The following is a 21,762-nucleotide window of genomic DNA, read 5'->3' on the forward strand; positions in this document are numbered from 1 at the left end:
TTAGTATGAAAGAGTATATTCAATATCCGATGTGGGACGCAACATTGCCATTGGAAGAACGATTAGATGACTTGATTGCGCGTCTGACAACGGAGGAGAAGATCCGCTTAATTCCTACACGCGAAGCAGCAGTACCCCGATTGGGAATACCCGGCTATAATGTGGGAGGCGAAGCGGCTCACGGGGTTGCATGGATAGGTGAGGCTACCGTTTTCCCGCAGCCGCTTGGTCTGTCGAGCACCTGGAATATCAAGCTCATGCGTGAAATCGGTTCCGTCATTGGAGATGAGGCCAGAGCATACCACCATCGTGCTCCCGAGCGTCACGGCTTGACCTTATGGGCGCCAACTGTCGATCTGGAACGGGATCCGCGTTGGGGCAGAACGGAAGAGGGCTATGGTGAGGACCCTGTACTGACAGGTGAAATGTCAGCAGCTCTTGTGAAGGGGATGCAGGGAAACCACTCTTTCTATCTTAAAATGGTAGCGACGCTGAAGCACTTTTTTGCCAATAATAATGAGAAGGATCGGTTGAATTGTTCCTCCAGCATTGATCCGCGTAACTTGCGTGAATATTATTTAAAAGCATTCGAGACGCCTTTCGTAGAAGGTGGGGCCTTGTCCATGATGACAGCCTACAATTCGATCAACGGTACACCCGCCATTGAAAGCCCTTATGTGAATGATGTGGTCAAGGGTGAGTGGGCCATGCCTGGATTTATTGTGTGTGACGGGGGAGATTTGTCCCAGACGGTCAATTATCACGGTTACCATGCCACGCATGCGGAATCGGCAGCAGGAGCATTAAAAGCAGGTGTGGACTGCCTGACAGACGAGGTTGACTTAGTCGTGTCTGCCTTGGAAGAGGCGCTTGAGCGAAAATTGCTGGAGGTCGAGGATCTTGACCGGGCCATTCGAAATATATTTGGCGTGCGGATGCGGCTTGGACAACTGGATCAGACGGGACTTAACCCGTATGCTTCGATATCGGAATCTGTATTGTGTGCGCCTGAACATGCCAAATTAAGTTACAGAGCAGCAGCGGAGTCTATCGTATTACTCAAAAATGACGGACTGCTTCCTCTCCAATCGGAAAGATTGCAGAAGGTTAGCGTAATCGGTCCCCTTGCGGATGTAGTCTATACCGATTGGTACAGTGGCACACTGCCTTATCGTGTTACTGTTTTGGAAGGACTGCGTAAGCAGCTTGACGGTGCGGAAGTATCTTTTGCAGATGGGAATGATCGCATCAGTCTAAAGACAGTCGATGGCAAGGTAATCACGCTTGGTGCGGAGGGAAAGCTTGTTGCCGTGCCGGAAGGCAGTGCAGAGGCTACTGAGTTCATCCATCAGGACTGGGGCTGGGGAAGTCACACGCTTCGCAGTGTGAAAAACAATCGCTATGTTTCGTTAACTGAACAGCGCATCTATCAGGCAATTGCGCCGGAGATTGGTGGCTGGTTCGTCAAGGAAGTGGTACAGATTGATTCACAAGCGGATGGAAGCAGCGCGTTGCGTACATGGAACGGTTTGCCCCTCAGCCTGAATGAACATCAGGGGCAACTGGTGCTGTCCCCATCGACGGAACAAACACAAGAAGAGTTGAACTCATCTGGTAATCCGGATGTCGTAGAAGGGAAACAGCAACCTGCTGTGTTCAAGCTGGACATTGTTGCTGACGGAATAGAACAGGCAAAAAAAGCTGCACAGAATAGTGACGTTTCTGTCGTTGTTGTCGGTAACAGTCCCTATATTAACGGTAAAGAGGAAATTGATCGCCCAAGCCTGCAGCTTCCGCCTGAGCAGGCCCGATTGGTAAGAGAAGTCTGCCAAGTGAATCCCAATACGGTCGTTGTCATTGTGGGAAGTTATCCATTTGCACTGCAAGAGTTAAAAGACGTGGCTCCGGCAATCGTATACCTCACACATGCAGGCCAGGAATTGGGGAATGCAGTTGCAGATGTTCTGCTCGGAAATTATGCTCCTGCTGGTAGACTGAACATGACATGGTATGAGGATGAATCGCAGCTTCCTGACATTATGGATTATGACGTTATTCATAACGGTACTACCTATATGTATCATGAAGGTCCAGTCCTGTATCCCTTTGGTCATGGATTGACCTATTCCGAATTTGAGTATAAGTCGATTCGAGTAGAGCGGGCACTGGGATCTTCTGGTGATGATGTGCTGAAGATTAACGTACAGGTCGAGAACAAAGGGAAACGTGCCAGTGATGAAGTGGTGCAGCTGTATGGGCACGCTCAAACTTCACGGGTGAAACGCCCACAACGTCAGTTGATCGGCTTCCGGCGGATTCATCTTGCATCAGGCGCCGTGGAAAATCTTTCTTTCGAAATTCCTGTTCAGAATCTTACCTTCTGGGATGTCACTCGAGACAAATATTGTCTTGAAACCGCCACCTGGTCGATCATGGCTGGACGTTCCTCAGCAGATATTCGCCAGAACGAAGAAATTCACATCGAGGGTGAAACCATTCCTGCACGCGCGCTGAACTTGCCTACGTTTGCGGAAAATTACGATGCGTATGCAGGCGTTCTGTTGGATGAGTGTCGGGAAGGCCGTTCAGCTGTCCGTGCCATTGTTCCAGGTGAACCGCTGTATCGTGAAGGTCGTTCTTCCTGGATTTCATTCCACGACAATGCTTTCCGGCAAGTTAGTGGGTTTGAGGGTCGGGTGTCAGCCTTCGGAGTAAGTGGCGAATTGGAGATTCGAGCTGAAGGTCCAGAAGGTCCGCTGCTCGGCACTTGTGTCATTCCCGGTTCCGCTGGAACAGTCAACGGAAAAAATCTTCAGTGGAGCACAGTTCGCTGTTCCCTGAAGGCAGAGCGTGAGATCGAACAGCTCTGTATCGTTTTCAAGGGCGGTGCAGCTCTTCAGCAATTTGTACTGAAATAAATGTTGATTAGTTGATCTTCATAATTATAGTGAAAAGGCTGTCCCGACACTGAATTTAGTGCGACAGTCTTTTTGCGCTGTCATCCCAAGTGACCTTTTTTACATAAGCCGTATATTCAACTGCAGAACAACCCACAATAACGTTGTTGTTTTCTGATTCTGTAAAGGTGGTTGAGGCATGAACGATAAAAAGTGGGACCTCGTCGCACTTGCTTCCATTCCGGTAATAATGACGCTGGGCAACTCCATGCTGATTCCCATCCTACCGCAAATTGAGCGTGAATTGAAAGTGTCCTCATTTAAAGTCAGCATGTTAATTACGGTTTATGCGGTCGTCGCAATCCTGCTCATTCCACTTGCAGGATATCTGTCGGATCGTTTCGGCAGAAAAGCCGTCATTATTCCCAGTCTCATCATTGCAGCTGTAGGAGGCGCGGTAGCAGGTGGAGCAGCCTGGATGCTGAATGGAAATGCGGCATACTGGGCCATTCTTGGTGGCAGACTTTTGCAAGGGATAGGAGCAGCTGGGGCTTTCCCAATTGTCATACCATTGGTTGGTGACATGTTTGATGATGAGAACGAGGTGAGTAAAAGCCTTGGCATTATTGAAACCTCGAACACCTTTGGCAAGGTACTAAGTCCGATATTGGGTGCAGCTCTGGCTGTGTGGATTTGGTATTTACCTTTTATGGCTATTCCGGTACTCTGTGTGCTTTCATTGGTTCTGGTTATATTCTTGGTGAAAACACCAAAGAGGAAGGAAGAACCAAAGAGCTTTCCCGAATTTGTGGCTTCCATCCGCAGTGTGCTAAAAGAAAAGGGCCGCTGGTTATATGCGATTTTTGCGATCGGTGGTATTTGTATGTTTGTTCTCTTTGGCGTGCTCTTTTATCTGTCGGAGACATTGGAATCAGAGTTCAAATTAAAAGGGGTACTTAAAGGACTTGTGCTTGCCATACCACTGGCTGCTTTATGTCTGGCGTCTTTTTTTGCTGGAAAATGGATAGGAAAGAACAAGACACGCATGAAATGGCTGGGGTTTATCGGACTTGCTGTTCTTACGGTATCTCTCGGTATAATCGGACTTTTTGACAACATCTATGTAGTCGTCGGTTTGTTCACCCTTGGCGGGGCAGGAATAGGGGCTACACTGCCATGTCTGGATGCTATGGTTACTGAAGGGGTGGACAAGGAACAACGGGGCACCATCACGGCGTTATTCAGCAGCATGCGTTTTATCGGCGTGTCTCTTGGCCCTCCTGTCGTGTCATTGTTAATCTCTTCCCACCATTTCCTTTTATTTGGCATTCTCGCCGCTTCCGGAGCGGTGGGAGGATTGCTCACGTTATTGGCAGTCAAGCCAGACAAGGGGGACCAGCCCACTTCAGGTAGTGGTCAAAATCATCGTGAACGTGAGTATGATGAAGTAAAACAGCCCAGTGGTTATCTGCCAGGGAGACGGAAGAAAAGTCCATTCTGATTTATTTTAAGATTATAAAAAAACGCGTTTACTCTGAGGGATGTATTTTCCCTGACAGAGTAAACGCGTTTTTATTGAATTGAAGTACAGCAGCGTAGTTGCATCAACGATCTTTTTGCTGAGCAGTTGTGTTCTCTTCGGTCGCAGTCTCAGAATGATCATGTCGATCGGAATCCTGCGCAGCGATATGTGTATGAGTCAATAACGGATGCACAGGTACCGCAAAACCACCATTTCGTTTCCCTTGAATCAGGTATATCAGGAGAAATAGAATCATGAACACAATGGAATAACGGTACATATCGGTATAACTGGTTATGGAAGCAATAGCGCCCAGCAAAAGTGCTCCCAGAGCGATCCCCAGATCCAGCGTATTCAGAAACATGCCGTTAGCCATACCGCGCTGTGAAGGGGAGACAATCTGAATCATCCAGGTCTGCATGGAAGACTGTATCGAACCATATCCGATTCCATATAAAAATGCAGCCACAAACAAGATGGACATCGACGAGGCGTATGAGAGCGTGATCAGTCCAGCAGCGATGAATATCGCTCCGGGAATCAGTAATGCTTTGGGACCTTTACTGTCATAAATCCGTCCTGCAAACGGTCTGACCAGCAGTACAGCGAGAGCATTAAACAAGAAGAACAGTGCAGGATTAGCCAGGTTGGCTTCTTTTCCGTACAAAACGATGAATCCCACCAGTCCGCCATACGTGATGGATAGCAAACAATTCAGTATACTTGGCAGAATCAGTTTTCGATTGAAAGGCGTCTTTACTTTGGTGCCTGCTGTTCCAACTGATGGAGTGGGTACCACCTCATCATTGACCCTGCGAGCTTTCTTGCGTGTTAGTGAATAGCTGAGCGGATAGATGACTGCAATAACACCTGCCGTACACAACATGAGTGTCACGAAACCGGCACCCTGAAGCACGGTGACCCCAATAATGGGACCCATGGACATGGCGAGACTTGTGGAAAGGCCGAAATAGCCCATGCCTTCACCCATTCGTTTCACGGGCACAATATCCGATGCCATTGTTGGGAAAGCCGTGCTACTCATACCGAATCCGATACCGAACACCATGCGCAGCAATAAAAGAACAGCAATCCCAGCAGCAAAGTAATATCCGAGTGTTGCGAGTAAGGCAACCGTCAGGCCAATATAGATCATGGCATTACGAAGACCCTTCTCCAATGCTTTGGCTGAATAGAGCCGAGCAGCGATGGCGCTAAGGGCAAAAAGACAGGTAAAGAGGCTGACTTCAAAGGCATTGGCGTGAAAACGGTCCTGCACATAAGAAGGAAGTGGGGATACAATCATGTGGAGTTGCAGAAAGAGTAGAAAGTTACATAACATGAGCAGGATAAAATCGGTAGTCCATAGTTTGACTTGTGCTGATTGTGATTTCATTTTTTGTTCATTCCCCCTGGTGTAAAGTTCGTTACAAGTTGCTGTTCATGAGGGAAAGAGTATGTCTAAATGCTTCCATCTGGTCTTCGGGGATACCTTCAATCAGATTTTTATTCATTTCTCTTTCGAGCGGAACAAGCTGATCAAGCAATTTTTTTCCTTCTTCGGTCAAGTAGAGCAAGTAGGCTCTGCGATCCTGTTCGCTGGTCCGTCGATCGACCCAGCCTTTCTTTTCCAACAGATCAATAATGCGGGCAGTTGTGGGCTGATCCTTGTAGACCCGAGTGGCGACTTCTTTCTGATTCACGCCTTCGCCTCTACCGATGTTGAACAGAACTGAGAATTGCTCTGTTGTAATATCATAGGGTTTGAAACGTATGGCTAGTAAAGCTGACGCTTTGCGATGTGTCATGCCCAGCATGAATCCAATGGATTGATCGAGCGAATAGTCGTTCCCCATATAATCCTCTCTTTCTTTAAGTAAAATAGCCTCAATTCATTTACTTGTTATAACAACTATATGCTAAACAATTAATTTTGTCAAAGCGTATTTATGAATATCATCGCCATGATAAGATCTTTTCATATATGAATTTACAATGGACTAATCATTATGCGAACATTGAAATATGCAAACGTTGGAAATTACTGATAAAATAGAAGTGCCGCTCTATCGCGGTAATTGGGCTACATGATGGTGAGGTTACGAAGACGAATCTGCTCCAGCAATTCTGGAGCTGACTGAGGAGAGCTGAGTATGCTGAAGAACATTCCCGCAATAATACCTCCGGAACTGCTGAAGATCATGTCTGAAATGGGCCATGGAGACGAGCTGGTACTGGCTGATGGCAACTTCCCAGCAGCTAGTCATGCCCAGCGGCTGATTCGCTGTGATGCGCTGGGTACAGTGGAGTTACTGGATGCCATTTTAAGTTTGTATCCACTAGATACCTACGCTGAGCGGCCGGCAGCCGTTATGCAGGTCGTCAAGGGGGATCAGGTGGTGCCCATCATCTGGGAAGACTATCGCAGGTTGATTCATGATCATGAGGGCATCACGGATGCCTTTGATCATGAAGAGCGTTTCGCGTTTTATGAGAGAGCTTCTCGCGCCTATGTCATTGTTGCAACCGGTGAACGTGCGCAGTATGCCAATTTGATTTTGAAAAAAGGGGTCATTTTCCCAGATCCAGATCCTTACCCACAAGAGAAAAAAGTTGAACTGAACTGAAACTAAAGTCAAGGCGACGGGGCGGGAGAAGCCTCGCTCGTCTTTTTGCTTTTCCCGAAACGCAACCAGTAAACAACAACATATAAAATAGGCATACACTCGATAAGTACGGCATAGATAGCAATGGCGTAAGAACGAATGGCTAATTCATATGAAGCTGCGTCTTTTGCATATTGAAGCACATAGGAGGCAGCAGTCCCTGCCAGCAAGTAAACCACCGTTTTTTCCTGTCGGACTCCAGTAAGTTTGGTAAGACAAACCGCGGCTACATATAACAGAAAGGAGCTGCGAGTAAACATGGTCGTAGACCAGATGGCAATCAGGAATGGGTCCAGGTTATCCAAAAAATCCCCGTAACGGGCAAAACGTATCATCTCCAGCAAAGGATAGCGAAGACTGCTAGCTTCGTAAGGTCCAAAGTTCATTAAGGTAAACATCCAGAACACGATAATGAATAGTGCAAGTGTAGAGCCTGCAAATAACATACTTCGAAGAAGAGGCCGCCTGAAAGCAATGGCAGGTGCGAGGAACAGGAACATCATCCATTCGGAAAACCATGGCATAGTTGAAAGCGAGCCTGTCAATATTTCTGTCAGATCATGATGAGTTACCATGGCAAGAAGTACATCAGGATTCCCCCCACCCATGACAGCAGGCATGAGAAAAGTAGAGGTGAAGATTTGCACCAGGAATATCCCTTCTGATAAATAAACAATGGTAATCAAACCTGAGCGAGCTGAAAGACTGATACTTAAAATAGTAACGGTTGCTGTCAGCCATATGGGCGTCTCGGGTAAGTACATCGATTGCAGAAAAACGATAAAATTCTCTACGTCAACGGAGATCAAATACAGGCACAGCAATACAATGAGACCGAGGAATAGCTTATGAACAACCTTGCCCACAATTTCCTCACCAAAATCAATCCAGGGTCGATCTGGATGAATCGCGCCCAATCGGTATGTGGAAAAGAGAAGGATCAGGCTGATGGCAAACCCGCCAAGAATGGATATCCACCCTTGATAACCGCTCATTTTGAATAAACGTTGCAAAAGGAAAGCAATGGGTTCGGAATACAGGTATACAAACATAAAACGGTACGCTTGTCCGGAAGATAATTTGATCATGCTTACTCCTTTCTTAGCCAAACAAGCGGTCTGCCCAGCCAAAGAGCAGCCTGATGACATCATTGGGATTAGGCCAGCCCGGTACAGAGACAGCCAACGTATTCCACAGAAGAAATAGGCCCAGCAGAATGAAATATGTCCTTTTCATTCCCTTTTTGCTGGATTTGATCATGGGCCACTCAAGTATGTAAAGTACGCCAAACAAAACAACAGCGATCATTGGTTTACCTCCTAAAGTGGCCTGATGCTTTTCTTTGTCTCTGTCAGTAGCTGGATTCCGAACCTACGAACTGGATATTGATTTTGGCATGTACATTAAACTGCAAATCATTTTTGACATAATCATTCCAAACGGGACGTAACTGTTCCCAGATCCGAGGATATGCCCATTCCAGGCGATAACCAAGCATCAAAATATCGGCTTTTTTACGTTGGCCGGTCCTTATTGCGTTGGTAAGATAGGCACTCACTTTTTCATTGGCCTTTTGCTCGATCTGTTTCACGCCTACAATATCTTTTACCTTGAGAATGGGAATTACGGAATTCAGTTCTGCTTGCCCCCGTAAAGTGATATCAAAGAGAGGTTGACCGTTTACAAGCTTTACCTTAATTTTGGAACTCGTATTGTAGACCGTCATGCTCGCTTTTTCATCTTTGGTTTCCACGGAGACGGCCAAGGTATCCAATTTGCGATTGGCCCAGGCGATGCTCCTTGTTTCATCGGGAGAGATGGAATCGACCATCTTCATCTGTTTGAAAAGAGCACCGCCTACCTGACTGGTCCATTGCTTCCGTTTATTATTCTCACTTGCCATCGGGGTTGATTTTGATTCCAACAAGGGGGTGGCAAAGCCCTGATTCATTTTGTCAGCCATAAGTACACTGAGCATTTGCGTTTTTAACATGTTTTCTTCGGTTGCAAATTCTCTTAATACATCACTGGGTGTTTCTTCGAAAACGGGAGTCAGATCAGCCACGTCTCTGGCTCTGCCCTTTGCAACCATGACGTAACTGCTAAGGTGGAATAAAGGTTCACGTGAGATCCATTCCATCGCATCTTGAATTCCTTCTCTGGCGTAAGCTTCACCGAAAACCACAACCCGTGTGTGCCCCCAGGAAATTTTTCGTGTAAGGTCTGTTTGGATTTTCTCCATCGCATCAGCGATGGTGGAGGCAGTAGCCGAAACGAGAGCATATGGGTTTTTTCCGGGTCCTCCCGTTCCTTCAGGGGAGAGACGGTTGGGCAATGGCATACTTAGTGAAATATCAATTTCACCCGGCTTTTCTCCTTTATCCACATACATGGTCGTAATAAACGTACGTTCATTTATCTCCACTTTTGACCAGCAGCCACTGCACAGTAAAACGCACATCAAAGCGACAATTAGTTTGGGTGTAATCATTAATCTCTTCATGTCTTTTGCCTTTTCTTATTAGCGTCTTCGTAAGCTGCAGGTCTCTTCTTCATTAGGAACCAGGGCACACGAACGATAGTATCTTTGATATCACGCAGCACGAGGGGGGCAAATGGCTGCATGTATGGCACGCCAAATGAACGGAGACTAACCATATACCAATAGATCAGATAGATTGAAATCACGATGCCGAACAGCCCCAGCGTTCCACCCATAAACAGCACTGGAAAACGAAGCAGCCGGAAAGCCAGTCCGAGCTCGAAGTGCGGGATGATAAAGGCGGCAATACCTGTGATGGATACGACAATAACCAATGGTGCGGAGACAATCCCAGCCTGAACGGCCGCCTGACCAATAACAATCCCGCCAATAATGGACACCGTTTGCCCCAACGGCTTCGGAATACGAATCCCTGCTTCGCGCAAACCTTCAAACGTCACTTCCATAATGAGCGCTTCAATCAGGGCAGGGAAGGGAATATTCTCTCTAGCAGAAGCGATCGTAATCAGTAAATTGGTCGGAATGATTTCCGGGTGAAATGTAGTAACAGCCACATAAAAGGATGGCAGCAGGAAGGCTATAAAAGCAAACAACAGACGAATAATCCTGATAAAGGAGGCGGAATAAAAGCGTTGATAATAGTCTTCCGAAGACTGCATTAAAGAGAAAAAGGTTACGGGAATGAGTAGGGAAAACGGTGTTCCGTCCTGCATGACCCCGATTCGCCCTTCAACCAGTGCAGCAGCCACCGTATCGGGACGTTCTGTATATTGATACTGTGGAAAAGGAGAAAGGGGATGGTCCTCCAGAAATTCAGATAGATAACTTACCCCCAGACTGCTGTCCATATCTATCTCGCCCAGGCTTGTTAATACATTTTCCAAAATGTCTGGCTTGCATAACCCTTGAATATAGACCACGAACACCTCGGTTTTGGTATATTTTCCAACGGTGAATTTGATCATTTTAAAATCAGGATGCTTAATCTTGTGCCGAAGCAGTGACATATTTACATGAACATCTTCAATGAAGGCCTCTTGTGGCCCGACAATGACAACTTCATTAGTGGATTCCGCTACGGAACGCCTTTGATAATTTTGGAGAGCGAAATGGATCATGCCCGAAATACCCTCGATATATAAGGCCGCATTACCTGACACGATATCATCCACTATGGCTTCTGCTGAATTCGAGTGGTGGCTGTTAAGGGTGAAAAATGATCCGGTCACGACACGGGTAATGAATTGATGATCTATTTCATGACGTGAGGCTTCCTCAAGCAGTGGTTTGACGATGGCTTCCCGCATGGTAGGTGTGTCCACGATGGACTGAATATAGATAAGTTCACAATGGAAAGGTCCGATTTGAAAAGGCTGATAGATTATATCGGCAACGCCCAACAAATTAGCTCTAACCTGTTCATAGATATTGTCTTTTTCCATTTCAGTTTCGCCTCCCTATGCTGTAACGCCGAGTCTGTAATCTGACTATAGTGTGCGACGCTTCCAATGAAATATACTTTTAAGTTTGGATTATCGAAATATATTACAAACTTTGATGCAGAAGATGAATGGGGAGATCATGAAATCTGCTTTAAAATAAGAGGGTGGAATAAAGCGGGTAGACGTTTATATATAAGGAGTTGAGTAAAGATGACGTATCGGATTAGACGTGCCGAGCTTGGCGATGTTAACAGAGTGGCGAATTTATTCAATGAGTATAGGATGTTTTATGATCAGCTTACTGATCTGAACGGAGCGAATGAATATATTAGAGAACGTATGGAGCGCAATGAATCCGTTATTTTGATTGCAGAATCGGAAGTGGAGACGGGGAAGGAAGAGGAGTGCAGCTTGACGGATGAACTTTTAACGGGGGATTTTGGTGGATTTGTACAGTTGTATCCCCGCTTTAGTTCAGTGTCCATGAGGTCAATCTGGGTACTTAATGATCTGTACGTACATGCGGATCATCGACAGCGTGGGATTGCGCGTAAGTTGCTGCAAGCTGCAAGACGATGGGGAAATGAGAGTGGAGCTGTGCGAATAGTGCTCTCTACGGCGATCAGCAACAAGAAAGCTCAGGCATTATATGAGTCGGAAGGCTATACGCTGGACACCAAGTTCATGTATTATGAACTTCAGATATAAGAAAGACTTGGAGAACCCTGAAGTTCAGGATAAGCAGGAGGGATTAGTATAAAATGATGCAATGGATAGCCATGATCACGATGTTGATCGATCATATCGGAGCCGTCTTTTTTCCACATGTAGGGGAGCTGCGAATGATTGGTCGCATTGCTTTTCCAATCTATGCTTTTGCCGTGTATATCGGTTATAAACATACTCGCAACGTACAAAAATACATATGGCGATTATTCTGGATAGCAGTGATCTCTCAATTCCCTTTTATGGCGGCTTTTAATCATTTTTCACTAAATGTGGTATGGACATTATGGTCTGCCCTGCTTGTATTGCTTGTGCTCGATAAACTTCCGGTCCGTTTGTTGGGAATTCCGATTGTGGTCGTGGCTGGTTTGGTCATGGAGATGACCCATATGGATTATGGTATGTATGGCTTACTGCTTGTATTGCTATTCCGATACTTCCAGGGCCCAGTACTGGTAATGGCTCATCTGCTCTTAAATGTGCTGTATATTTATCTTCACAGTAGCTCTATTCAGATGTATAGCGTTATAGCTACCCTAGGAATTGCCATTGCCCAGTATTATAACGCAGGGTTCCGTCTGAAAGGTCCGCGTTGGATTTGGCGTTATTTCTATCCTGCACATTTGGCTGTCATTGCGTTGATCCGCTTGATTTGAGAACTCTGTACAAAATAAAGAAGCCACCTTATCCGTCATCACTGACGTTGAGGTGGCTTCTTTATTTTCATTAATGGATGCAATATATGCATTTACTTTATTGAATTTATTCCATCGTTGGAGAAGTACCAAACTGCGGTCGGACGGCCTTAGGGAAATAACCAATCTCGATGGCATGTTCCATCATTTTTGAGATGAAACGATCATCTGTTTTGGGACATATAATTCCGGCTGATTCCACATAAGCAGTTGTTACAGGAGAGGCATATACGTATGCAGAATCCTTGGCACCGTCTCCTTCAAGCTGGGCGATAGCCAGTTGAAGCGCCTCAGGGTCCTTGCTGACACTGCCATCGAACAACCAGTTGGTATACTCTGCAAAAGGCAGAGTCTCCACTTCATAACCGGCCCGATTCACAATACGAATCAGATCATCGTAGCTGATAGGCTCCGGATTACAGATGTGGAATACACGTCCTGCTGTGTCCTGGCGTAATGCCAGATGTACAATTGCCTGACTTGCATAATCAATAGGTGTAAAATCAACCATCCAGTCGGCTGCTGGTGCTTTGCCAAGCAATAACATTGCTTTGATCATACGATAAAAGGCATTGCTATCGATATTAGACTGGAAACGTCCCGTCTCGGAATGACATGTCAGGTTACCTGCACGATAGATGCTCACAGGTACACCTTCTTCAGCAGCAAACATAAGCACTTTCTCAGCTTCAAGTTTGCTGTCCGAGTACAAGTTGTCCACGTGTAGGTCTGCAGGGAAGCGATCATATTGCAAGGATGACTCCCATTGTCCACTTAGTGCAAGATCTTCCGGTATACCCATCGTGGATACATGGTGGAAGGAGGCACCTGGTTTACTGCGAATGAGTTTAAGCAATGCGGTGGTTCCATCGACATTGGTTTTGGCGAATTGGGCTGCATCCCCGAAATGTCGTACATCTGCAGCACAGTGTATTACACGGTCGATTCTTTCTTGCACGTAAGTTGTCTGCTCAACTGAAAGACCAAGATTCGGTTGCTCCAGATCGCCTTCGATAATCTCGACGCGGGATGCGAGGAGAGGTAGAAGTTCCGGTCCAAAGTAACCTTTCATGACGCTGCTAAGTCGTTCCATCGCAGAGCTTCCGTCTGCGGGACGGCGAACAAGAGTATAGATACGTGTATTCGAAGTTAGAATCAATTGTTGCAGCACATGAGATCCAAGATATCCGGTAGCCCCGGTCAGCAGCACGTGCTCGGGATTCAGAATTTCAGGATATCCAATCTGGGATCTAAGCTCTACAGGATGTTCTGACAATTGAGTAATTACGCCGTTATTCCCTGAGGAATGGGCAGTTTCTTCTGTAGCTTGAGCCAGGATCTCCACGCGTTTCGCCAAAGCACGAATCGTCTTCTCGGCAAAAAAGTCGGCAATTTTCAGCTGCGGATAATGCGGCTTAAGAATGACCAGAACATGGATGACCCGAAGTGAGTCACCGCCAATGGCGAAGAAGCTATCCTCCACACCAAAGTCATCGTGCTGAAGAATTTCTTTCCATGCTTCCAGAATAATTGCTTCGGTTTCCGTCTCTGCCAGTACCCGATCAGGTCGATCTTCATGACGTTCTACGTGAGGAAGAGCTACCATCGCTTTGCGATTGATTTTGCCTGTCGGTGCAATCGGCATTTCATCAAGCTGACAGATCCATTTGGGTACAAAATAGGAAGGAAGCTTAACCGTTAGCTCCGCTTTAATGTCCGCAACGGAAAGTGTACTACCATCTTTGGAAGTAAAGTATCCTACGAGCATGTTTTGACCATCAGATTCCTTCTTGGGAATCACGGCCACATCCTGAACCTGATCCAGACGGGCAAAATGATCCTCAATCTCTCCAATCTCAATCCGGTGACCCCGGATTTTCAACTGAGAGTCGCTGCGTCCCACATATTCCAGCAGTCCGCTATCGAGCATTTTGGCAATATCGCCAGACTTATAGATTTTCTCATCGATTGCAAATGGATTATCAACGAATGCCTGTTCTGTACGCTCGGGCTGGTTCAGATAACCTTTGGCCAGAGCTGGTGTTGCTATATATACCTCGCCAGGAACGCCTACCGGGCATAACTGCTGTTCCTCATTGACGATATACACTTTATAGTTATGAATGGGTCTGCCGATTGGAATGTTAACAACACTTTCCGGAACTTGCTCGCTAATTCGGTGAGTCGCTGTTGCTACTGTACACTCCGTAGGTCCGTATACATTGACGATATCAATTTGGTTGCCGAATTTGCGCTGGAAAGCGCGAACCTGCTCACCATACAAAGCTTCTCCAGCCACAGTAATGATTTTGACTTTGGCCAGCTTGTGGAAGCCTTCATCAGACAGGAAGGAAGCAAGCTGGTTGAAAAAGATGGTTGGCAGTATCGTAATGATCGTTGTGCCTGTGCGCTCAATGGCACTTGCAAATTCTTCAACGGATACACGTTCTTCCGCCGACAACAGGTACAGTTCTGCTCCGTAGAACAAAGCGCCAATCGTATCCCATACTGATGCATCGAAGCTGTATGTAGCAAACTGGGTTAATACGTCACCTGGCTGAATATCGCAATCCCGTTGCACCACACTACCAAGATTGGCAACACCCCGATGGGCGATAAGCGCACCTTTGGGCTTGCCGGTAGATCCCGAGGTATAGATGATATACGCCAGGTCGTCTGGTTGAATGTCCAGATTGGGGTTGCTTGCTGCAAATCCGGCAAGGCGTCCATCCACGGCCAGAATTTGGCGAACGGTAGTAATTCCTGAGAATAAACGTGAAGCTTCAGGTAAAGAGGACTCTTTGGTTAGGACAAAGGATGAGGCTGTATCTTCGACAATATAACTGTTGCGTTCTTGTGGATGCTCAGGATCGACCGGAACGTATACTCCACCTGCTTTGAGAATACCAAGCAAAGAAATAATCGTTTCCAGACTCCGCTCCATAAAGATGCTGACGAATTCTCCTTTTTGCAATCCGTTGGATAACAGCACACGGGCAACCTGATTGGCGCGTTCGTTCAATTCTCTATACGTGTACCGGCCAGTTGGTGAAGTAATTGCTGGAGATTCAGGATATTCTGCTGCTGTTGCTTCAAACCAGCCATGAATTGTCTGATGTTCTGGTTCGAGAACGGCAGTATCATTCATTTCTCGGTATAGCAATCGGTCTGAAGCGGATAAAATGTCCACTGTGCCGATGGCCTTGTCTAGGTCACGCAACATAGCCAGAAGAAGAGTCTGATAATACTCTGCATATCTCGTGACCGTAGATTCATTAAGAAGTGATCTGTCATAGAACAGATCTAGTGTGAGCATATCTTGATCATCACGAATATTCCAATTTAATAATTGAGGAGCTTTAGGTAGCTGTACACTGTTATACATGAACAGCGTTTCGGGATTACCTCCCGTTTGGAGCGAGTAATGAAGCTGGAGTTGATCTGAAATTTGATGAATCAGTTCCTTAAAGGTTAACTTGCCTTGAATCTGCAATAACACATGGGAAGCTGGCTGATCGGGAGCCAGCGTGCCGATGGCAAGTTCCTGTTCAGCTGATAAACGGAACAACAGGGCTGCATAGGCAGACAATAATGCTGGATATACACCCTCTGACCCGAATTTTTGTTTCAGTTCCCGACCCAGGGACGATTCCAGTGAAAGATGAGCAGACTCAAAAGTGAATGATTGTTGACGGCGCCCAAAATCCAGTGGAATCTGAAGAACCGGCAGGCTAGATTCCACTGTTTGGGGAGATGATGATTGATTTTCGACCACTTCAGTTGTTCCTCCTTGGTTCAAACCGTTCAAGTTGTGGGTTGAATTATTGTTTGCTTACATTAAAATGCGAGATCAGTTCTTGCAGTTCCTCAGACATGCTGTTCAAACGGGTAGAGGAATCAACAAGTGTAATCAGTGACGCTTTTTGTTCATCAACGGATGAAGAGATCCGCTCACTATTGTCAGCTGTCTTACTCACACTCGCAGACAAATCATCCGCAGTAGCGGTCATTTCTTCTGTACCTGCAGAAATTTCTTCTGTAGCACTGGATACTTCCTGAATCTGATTCGATACTTTCTTGGCTGCTTCCAAAATCTCTTCGAACAATTGACCGGTTTGATCAGCTACGCTCAGCCCGGTATCCACTTCAGACGTTCCTTGTTCCATCGCACGAACGGCTTGTCTAATTTCAGCCTGAATCTCCTGAATCAGTACGGCAACCTGGCTCGTGGATTGTTCAGACTGCTCAGCAAGCTTACGTACTTCACCTGCTACAACCGCGAATCCTCGACCTTCTTCACCAACACGTGCTGCTTCAATGGATGCGTTCAGCGCAAGCAAGTTCGTTTGGCTGGAAATGCCAGAGATAATATTCAGAATATCGCCAATTTCCTGAGAGCGGCTCTCCAGAACCTGAATGGCCGATGCGGTGTTTTTAACAGATTCCGTAATCAAATTCATCTGTTCGGATACTTGACGAACCACACTGTTTCCTTGTTGCGATCTACGTTCCATCTCATAGGCCTCGTCAGCTACGCTCGCTGAGCTGCTGGCAATAGTCTGAATGACGATAGCCATCTCGGACATTGCACGAGCACTATCGCGGGTTGCCTGTTCCTGCGCACGAATGTTGGATGTAATCTGAGTAACATTACTATTAATAGAATCAGCATTCTCGCTGTTTCTCTCGGAGACTTCATACAGCTCCTTGGCAGACTCGTTAACTTCTTGCGAAGTGATTTGCACTTTGACGATGGTATCATTGATTTTGCGAACCATGGTATTGAACTTTTCGTTCACAATGCCCAGATCGTCTTTGCCTGTCGGAATTTTGACATTCAAATTACCCCGGCTTACGTCATCAATCCCTTTGATCAGGTGACGAATAGGGGAGAGCGTGTTTTTGACAACAAGATATTGGATAATCAGGAACAACAGCAGGAACGCTACCAGGATGATTATTCCGTTCTTAAGCAATTTATTCAGTCCGGCAGGTACTGCTGATGCGTCTGCATCGACTGCAAAGTAAGAGTAAATCTTGCCGTTACTATCCTTGATCGGATAAGCAATGGTTGTCCAGGTTCCGAAATCGTCGGAATAAAATGTGGTGAACGTTGGGCGATCCGTATTCACCATTTCTTTCAGTGCATTTGCTACAACGACAGGTTGTTCATACATGTCGCCGATATTCACATTTTCACTCTGGAAGGCTTCCTTTAGATTGGTTGGCATGGCAACAAGGGAAGTTAACCGCTTGTTATCCCCACCCAGTTCTACGCCAAAGATATAAGCTTGTGCAATGTTGGGATAATATTGCTGCATTTCATCGAAATAGGCACGCAATTTGGTTTGGGCTTTTCCATCATAATTGGCTTCTGCAATAGCAGCCTGCACTTCGGTGGAATCAATGCCCTCTGCCCATTTTTTGGTGATTTGTTCCACTTGACCATGTAGCTGGTCTACGAGGATCGTCTTTTGAAAGTAATAACTGCTGGCAATAAGTGCCACGCCGATAATAATGATGTTAGTAAATGAAAGCAACAGATTTTTGGAGAAAAAAGACATGCTTTTCCAACTTAATGATTTCACTAAAGTCCACTCCTGATCTTCTTTGAATTGATAATATGTTTGTGTCTTCATGATGCAAATTAAGTCATTTCCGTATCCCCTCCAAAGGCGTGATATGCGACCATGGTCTTGGGTTTCTGGTCGCTATGTAGAGATATTTTTACCTAGATACCCATGGGTGTCTAATTATTAAAACACATCTATACTTAATATGTCGTATAAAATGTCGTCAAATTGAATAGTTTTGTTAAAACTTTTTTAATATTTTACGTATTTATGGACATATGAAAGTAGAATTTAGGTATTTAGAACTGTTTATTTAAAATAATTCCCATTTTTTAGTTTCATTCTGTATTCTATAACATGGTGGGTTAAAAAACATCCTAAAACATTGAAAAAATAGTGAAAACGACAGAAAACGGACTTTCTTCTGCCACACAAATCAAATATCAGGGAGGAGAAGCTAACCAAGAATGTACATAAGCAGCATCAATGACACATGTGAAGCAGAGAAACAGGCCAAGGTTTCCAGTTGAACACGTCATGCACAGATATACATCGGAAGCGGTTTTATCTATAATAACTACAGTATGCATTTCTCAAATCATGAGCAGGCGGGGGTTTATAGATGAATCTTAAACAGATAGCAGCTGAGCGCGCGGCAGAATATGTTCAAGATGGAATGAAGGTTGGATTGGGTACAGGGTCAACGGCGTATTACGCTATTTGTCGAATTGGTGAGCGAGTACGTGAAGGGTTGAATATTCAGGCTGTAGCAACTTCGGAAGCATCGGACAAGCTTGCCAAAGAGTGGGGAATTCCGATCATTCCATTTGATCAAATTGGACGTCTGGATCTTACTATTGATGGTGCAGATGAGGTTGATCCTGAGTTTAACCTGATCAAAGGTGGCGGCGGTGCACTCTTGCGTGAGAAAATTGTAGCCGCGAACAGCGACAAACTGATTATTGTGGCCGATGGCAGCAAAGACGTACAAAAGCTGGGGAAATTCCCGTTGCCAGTTGAAGTGGTACCGTTTGCTTCAGAATGGACCTTCCAGGCGCTGGAGAAACTCGGGTGTCACCCAGAATGGCGCATGGATGGGGATCAACGTTATCTTACGGATAATGGAAACCTCATTGCAGATTGCCGCATGGAAGCCATAGAACATGCTGCAGAGCTTAACGTTCAGTTAAATATGCTCCCAGGTGTTGTCGATAATGGACTGTTTATTAAAATGGCGGACACCGTCATTCTTGCGAAGGATGATGGCAGCATCGATGAGCGTCATCGTTCATGAACGGAAAGTGAGGTCATTGCATAGATGGGGAAAAATCCGTTAGTGGATGGTGAAATTGTTCTCCGATGTGTGGAGAAAGAGGATCTGACTGAACTCTATGAATTGATCTACAGTGAAGACGTACCGGAATGGAAGCAATGGGATGCGCCATATTATGCCCTTGAACATGAGAGCTTCGAAGACTTCGAACGGAGCATGTTAAGAAGACTTGAAGCAACTCAGAGCATTGCTGATCCGGACTCCATTCGAATTATTGAGCTGAATGGCCGAATCGTCGGTACAATCAGCTACTATTGGGAACATCGTCCATCCATGTGGCTGGAAATGGGAATAGTGCTATATCGTTCAGCCCAGTGGGGGCAAGGGATTGGCACGCGAGTACTTCAGATGTGGTCCAGCTACTTATTCGAACAATTGCTCCTGGCCCGGGTTGGGTTGACAACCTGGTCAGGCAATGAACGGATGATGCGTTCAGCTTCGAAGGCGGGGCTGCAGTTGGAAGGACGTATGCGCAAATGCCGCATCGTGGATGGCAAGCATTATGATTCGATTCGTATGGGAATGCTGCGCGAAGAGTGGGAGCAGATACGATCTTCAGGCGCAGGTCGAAATGTAAACAACTGATGGAGGATTAAGAAATGCCGAACAACGAGGACAATCGGGAACTGTCTCTACAATTATTTGTGGTTCTCGCTCGCGCATATAATTCCGTTACATCCAGGTCCAACCGGGATATCCAGAGTCATGGACTGAATACAACAGAATTTGGCGTGCTTGATTTGTTATACCATAAAGGGCCGCAGGCATTGCAAAAGATCGGTGAAAAAGTGTTAATGTCCAGCGGCAATATCACGTATGTTGTGGACAAGCTTCAGAACAAAAACTTGCTGATTCGTCGAGCATCCAAGGAAGATCGGCGTGTCATATACGCTGAATTGACGGAGGAAGGAAGACATCTGTTCACCCAAATCTTTCCTCAGCACCACCAGGTGATCATTGATGCGGTGGATGGACTGGAACCTTCGGAAAAGGCAGATGCTATTCGTTTGTTAAAAAAACTTGGACTCGCTGCAGAGGGGAAAACTGACTTGCGTTAATAACGCAGGTCAGTTTTTTTGTCAAAAAAAGGAATTATCCTTGCTAAATCACTTGCAGGACTATTCATAATATAGGAAAATTGTTGTGAGTAATAAATGAACTGAATGTTAATTCGATTCAGGATTCAGGAATACGAAAGAGATAATGTTTACCTAAATAATATCCCAAAAACAGTTAGCCGACATCAATCATCCTTCTTGGGCACAAGGGATGTACAAATTGAGAAAAGGGTGATGGAAGGAGGGATGATATAATATGACTCATCAAGAAGCTGGAGAGCATCTATTGAAAAGGGCAGATGCCTTGGCAGACAAAATAACAGAGAAGCAGTATGTTTTACAGCCGGACTTGATACAGCGTTTTGGCGAAAATGGACGAATGCGTACCAAACAGGATTCTTTATATAGTTTGAACTACCTGGCCGAGAGCGTGCTTGTGAAGAGTCCAAGCCTGTTTACCCACTATATTTCCTGGCTCAAGGTTCTTTTGGCGGGTTATAACGTGTCGACCGAAGATCTGGCAATCAATCTGAATTTGATCAAACAAACTTTGGAAGAAGAATTTTACAATCCATCCAAAGCACTTGTGATTGAATATTTGAACAAGGGAATCTTCAGAATGGAACAAGCTGAGACATTGTCGGGCTATATTAATGACTCGATGCCTTATGGAATAGCTGCTAAATCTTATCTTTGCGCGTTGCTGGACAGTGACCGGAAAGAGGCTGCACGTATTATTGAAGCACAACTGGAAGGCGGAGCCACCATTCGTGATATGTATCGATTTATTTTTCAGCCTGTTCAGTACGAGATTGGACGATTGTGGCAGCGTAATTATATCAGTGTTGGACAGGAGCATTTCTGCACTGCAGCTACTCAGGCGATCATATCCCGGTTGTATTCCCGCTGGATGATTCATAACGTTCAAGAGAAAAAGTTGGTGGCAGCATGTGTAGGCAGCGAGCAGCACGAAATTGGGCTACGCCTGCTCACGGATGTGTTCGAGATGGAAGGATGGGATACTTACTATCTGGGAGCCAATGTTCCTAATGGAAGCATCATTGAAGCGATTGAGCGGCATCAGGGGGATGTGATTGCGCTCTCGGTTACAATGACGTATCATCTTCATCTCGCAAAAGAGCTTATTCAATTAGTTCGTCTGCATCCCACAACAGCACACGTGAAAATTATGGTAGGGGGTTACCCTTTCAATATTGATCGAGAATTATGGAGAACGATTGGGGCAGACGGTTATGCGCCAGGAGCGGAGGAAGCCGTTGAAGTTGCAGAGCATCTGTTGATACAGCCATCATCCGTACCCAATATGGGCATGATTCGCGATTAAAG

At 45.7% G+C, this 21,762-nt stretch carries 17 protein-coding genes; 9 read left to right on the forward strand and 8 right to left on the reverse strand.

Annotation, left to right across the window (positions count from 1 at the left end; all coding sequences use genetic code 11):
- Window positions 1-5 precede the first annotated feature (5 nt).
- A complete protein-coding gene (locus RS891_RS10660) occupies window positions 6-2,918 on the forward strand; it encodes a glycoside hydrolase family 3 C-terminal domain-containing protein (RefSeq protein ID WP_315795251.1) in 2,913 nt (970 codons plus the stop codon).
- A gap of 178 nt (window positions 2,919-3,096) precedes the next feature.
- Complete coding sequence (locus tag RS891_RS10665; RefSeq protein ID WP_315795252.1) at window positions 3,097-4,398, forward strand: bacillibactin exporter BcbE; 1,302 nt, start codon at window positions 3,097-3,099, stop codon at window positions 4,396-4,398.
- Window positions 4,399-4,501: 103 nt separating this feature from the next.
- Here the strand turns inward: RS891_RS10665 and RS891_RS10670 are convergent, their stop codons facing one another.
- Both RS891_RS10670 and RS891_RS10675 read right to left on the reverse strand, forming a co-directional pair.
- On the reverse strand, window positions 4,502-5,815 hold the full coding sequence (locus RS891_RS10670) for an MFS transporter (protein ID WP_315795253.1): 1,314 nt from the start codon (window positions 5,813-5,815) through the stop codon (window positions 4,502-4,504).
- A 31-nt stretch (window positions 5,816-5,846) separates the two neighbouring features.
- A complete protein-coding gene (locus RS891_RS10675) occupies window positions 5,847-6,275 on the reverse strand; it encodes a MarR family winged helix-turn-helix transcriptional regulator (protein ID WP_024630121.1) in 429 nt (142 codons plus the stop codon).
- A gap of 297 nt (window positions 6,276-6,572) precedes the next feature.
- On the opposite strand from RS891_RS10675, the gene RS891_RS10680 reads away from it, so the two are divergent.
- Window positions 6,573-7,046, forward strand: coding sequence for an RbsD/FucU family protein (locus RS891_RS10680; RefSeq protein ID WP_113052701.1), 474 nt, complete (start codon window positions 6,573-6,575; stop codon window positions 7,044-7,046).
- Window positions 7,047-7,054: 8 nt separating this feature from the next.
- On the opposite strand, the gene RS891_RS10685 is transcribed toward RS891_RS10680, so the two are convergent.
- From RS891_RS10685 to RS891_RS10700, 4 genes are read right to left on the reverse strand one after another with little or no spacing between them, the layout of a single operon-like run.
- The gene (locus RS891_RS10685) at window positions 7,055-8,173 is read right to left on the reverse strand and encodes a GerAB/ArcD/ProY family transporter (protein WP_315795254.1); all 1,119 of its coding nucleotides are present in this window, start codon (window positions 8,171-8,173) and stop codon (window positions 7,055-7,057) included.
- 13 nt (window positions 8,174-8,186) lie between these two features.
- Window positions 8,187-8,393, reverse strand: coding sequence for a hypothetical protein (locus tag RS891_RS10690; protein WP_113052699.1), 207 nt, complete (start codon window positions 8,391-8,393; stop codon window positions 8,187-8,189).
- Window positions 8,394-8,436: 43 nt separating this feature from the next.
- Window positions 8,437-9,588: a Ger(x)C family spore germination protein gene (locus RS891_RS10695; RefSeq protein ID WP_113052698.1), complete on the reverse strand. Its 1,152-nt coding sequence runs from the start codon at window positions 9,586-9,588 to the stop codon at window positions 8,437-8,439.
- Window positions 9,585-11,030: a spore germination protein gene (locus RS891_RS10700; protein WP_113052697.1), complete on the reverse strand. Its 1,446-nt coding sequence runs from the start codon at window positions 11,028-11,030 to the stop codon at window positions 9,585-9,587. Before RS891_RS10700 ends, RS891_RS10695 begins: the two co-directional genes overlap by 4 nt.
- A 210-nt stretch (window positions 11,031-11,240) precedes the next feature.
- On the opposite strand from RS891_RS10700, the gene RS891_RS10705 reads away from it, so the two are divergent.
- Both RS891_RS10705 and RS891_RS10710 read left to right on the forward strand, forming a co-directional pair.
- Entirely contained in the window at window positions 11,241-11,738 is a 498-nt protein-coding gene (locus RS891_RS10705) for a GNAT family N-acetyltransferase (RefSeq protein WP_315795255.1), read from the forward strand.
- A 53-nt stretch (window positions 11,739-11,791) separates the two neighbouring features.
- On the forward strand, window positions 11,792-12,412 hold the full coding sequence (locus RS891_RS10710; RefSeq protein ID WP_258530587.1) for a conjugal transfer protein TraX: 621 nt from the start codon (window positions 11,792-11,794) through the stop codon (window positions 12,410-12,412).
- 106 nt (window positions 12,413-12,518) lie between these two features.
- On the opposite strand, the gene RS891_RS10715 is transcribed toward RS891_RS10710, so the two are convergent.
- Both RS891_RS10715 and RS891_RS10720 read right to left on the reverse strand, forming a co-directional pair.
- Complete coding sequence (locus RS891_RS10715) at window positions 12,519-16,226, reverse strand: non-ribosomal peptide synthetase family protein (RefSeq protein ID WP_315795256.1); 3,708 nt, start codon at window positions 16,224-16,226, stop codon at window positions 12,519-12,521.
- A 46-nt stretch (window positions 16,227-16,272) separates the two neighbouring features.
- Entirely contained in the window at window positions 16,273-18,015 is a 1,743-nt protein-coding gene (locus RS891_RS10720) for a methyl-accepting chemotaxis protein (RefSeq protein ID WP_315796266.1), read from the reverse strand.
- 631 nt (window positions 18,016-18,646) lie between these two features.
- Between RS891_RS10720 and rpiA the strand changes: the two genes are divergently transcribed.
- From rpiA to RS891_RS10740, 4 genes are all read left to right on the forward strand, one after another.
- Window positions 18,647-19,318, forward strand: coding sequence for a ribose-5-phosphate isomerase RpiA (gene rpiA, locus RS891_RS10725; protein WP_113052694.1), 672 nt, complete (start codon window positions 18,647-18,649; stop codon window positions 19,316-19,318).
- Window positions 19,319-19,342: 24 nt separating this feature from the next.
- Window positions 19,343-19,942: a GNAT family N-acetyltransferase gene (locus RS891_RS10730; protein WP_315795257.1), complete on the forward strand. Its 600-nt coding sequence runs from the start codon at window positions 19,343-19,345 to the stop codon at window positions 19,940-19,942.
- 14 nt (window positions 19,943-19,956) lie between these two features.
- Window positions 19,957-20,415: a MarR family winged helix-turn-helix transcriptional regulator gene (locus RS891_RS10735; protein WP_024630132.1), complete on the forward strand. Its 459-nt coding sequence runs from the start codon at window positions 19,957-19,959 to the stop codon at window positions 20,413-20,415.
- A 256-nt stretch (window positions 20,416-20,671) separates the two neighbouring features.
- The gene (locus tag RS891_RS10740) at window positions 20,672-21,760 is read left to right on the forward strand and encodes a cobalamin B12-binding domain-containing protein (protein WP_315795258.1); all 1,089 of its coding nucleotides are present in this window, start codon (window positions 20,672-20,674) and stop codon (window positions 21,758-21,760) included.
- Window positions 21,761-21,762: the final 2 nt, after the last annotated feature.

It is taken from the genome of Paenibacillus sp. BIC5C1 (genome assembly GCF_032399705.1).
Taxonomy (GTDB): domain Bacteria; phylum Bacillota; class Bacilli; order Paenibacillales; family Paenibacillaceae; genus Paenibacillus; species Paenibacillus taichungensis_A.

Excerpts from the sequence above, each read along its gene's own strand:
- RS891_RS10660 (WP_315795251.1), top strand. The coding sequence starts at position 6 with ATGAAAGAGTATATTCAATATCCGATGTGGGACGCAACATTGCCATTG.
- RS891_RS10665 (WP_315795252.1), top strand. The coding sequence starts at position 3,097 with ATGAACGATAAAAAGTGGGACCTCGTCGCACTTGCTTCCATTCCGGTA.
- RS891_RS10670 (WP_315795253.1), bottom strand. The coding sequence starts at position 5,815 with ATGAAATCACAATCAGCACAAGTCAAACTATGGACTACCGATTTTATC.
- RS891_RS10675 (WP_024630121.1), bottom strand. The coding sequence starts at position 6,275 with ATGGGGAACGACTATTCGCTCGATCAATCCATTGGATTCATGCTGGGC.
- RS891_RS10680 (WP_113052701.1), top strand. The coding sequence starts at position 6,573 with ATGCTGAAGAACATTCCCGCAATAATACCTCCGGAACTGCTGAAGATC.
- RS891_RS10685 (WP_315795254.1), bottom strand. The coding sequence starts at position 8,173 with ATGATCAAATTATCTTCCGGACAAGCGTACCGTTTTATGTTTGTATAC.
- RS891_RS10690 (WP_113052699.1), bottom strand. The coding sequence starts at position 8,393 with ATGATCGCTGTTGTTTTGTTTGGCGTACTTTACATACTTGAGTGGCCC.
- RS891_RS10695 (WP_113052698.1), bottom strand. The coding sequence starts at position 9,588 with ATGAAGAGATTAATGATTACACCCAAACTAATTGTCGCTTTGATGTGC.
- RS891_RS10700 (WP_113052697.1), bottom strand. The coding sequence starts at position 11,030 with ATGGAAAAAGACAATATCTATGAACAGGTTAGAGCTAATTTGTTGGGC.
- RS891_RS10705 (WP_315795255.1), top strand. The coding sequence starts at position 11,241 with ATGACGTATCGGATTAGACGTGCCGAGCTTGGCGATGTTAACAGAGTG.
- RS891_RS10710 (WP_258530587.1), top strand. The coding sequence starts at position 11,792 with ATGATGCAATGGATAGCCATGATCACGATGTTGATCGATCATATCGGA.
- RS891_RS10720 (WP_315796266.1), bottom strand. The coding sequence starts at position 18,015 with ATGTCTTTTTTCTCCAAAAATCTGTTGCTTTCATTTACTAACATCATT.
- rpiA (WP_113052694.1), top strand. The coding sequence starts at position 18,647 with ATGAATCTTAAACAGATAGCAGCTGAGCGCGCGGCAGAATATGTTCAA.
- RS891_RS10730 (WP_315795257.1), top strand. The coding sequence starts at position 19,343 with ATGGGGAAAAATCCGTTAGTGGATGGTGAAATTGTTCTCCGATGTGTG.
- RS891_RS10735 (WP_024630132.1), top strand. The coding sequence starts at position 19,957 with ATGCCGAACAACGAGGACAATCGGGAACTGTCTCTACAATTATTTGTG.
- RS891_RS10740 (WP_315795258.1), top strand. The coding sequence starts at position 20,672 with ATGACTCATCAAGAAGCTGGAGAGCATCTATTGAAAAGGGCAGATGCC.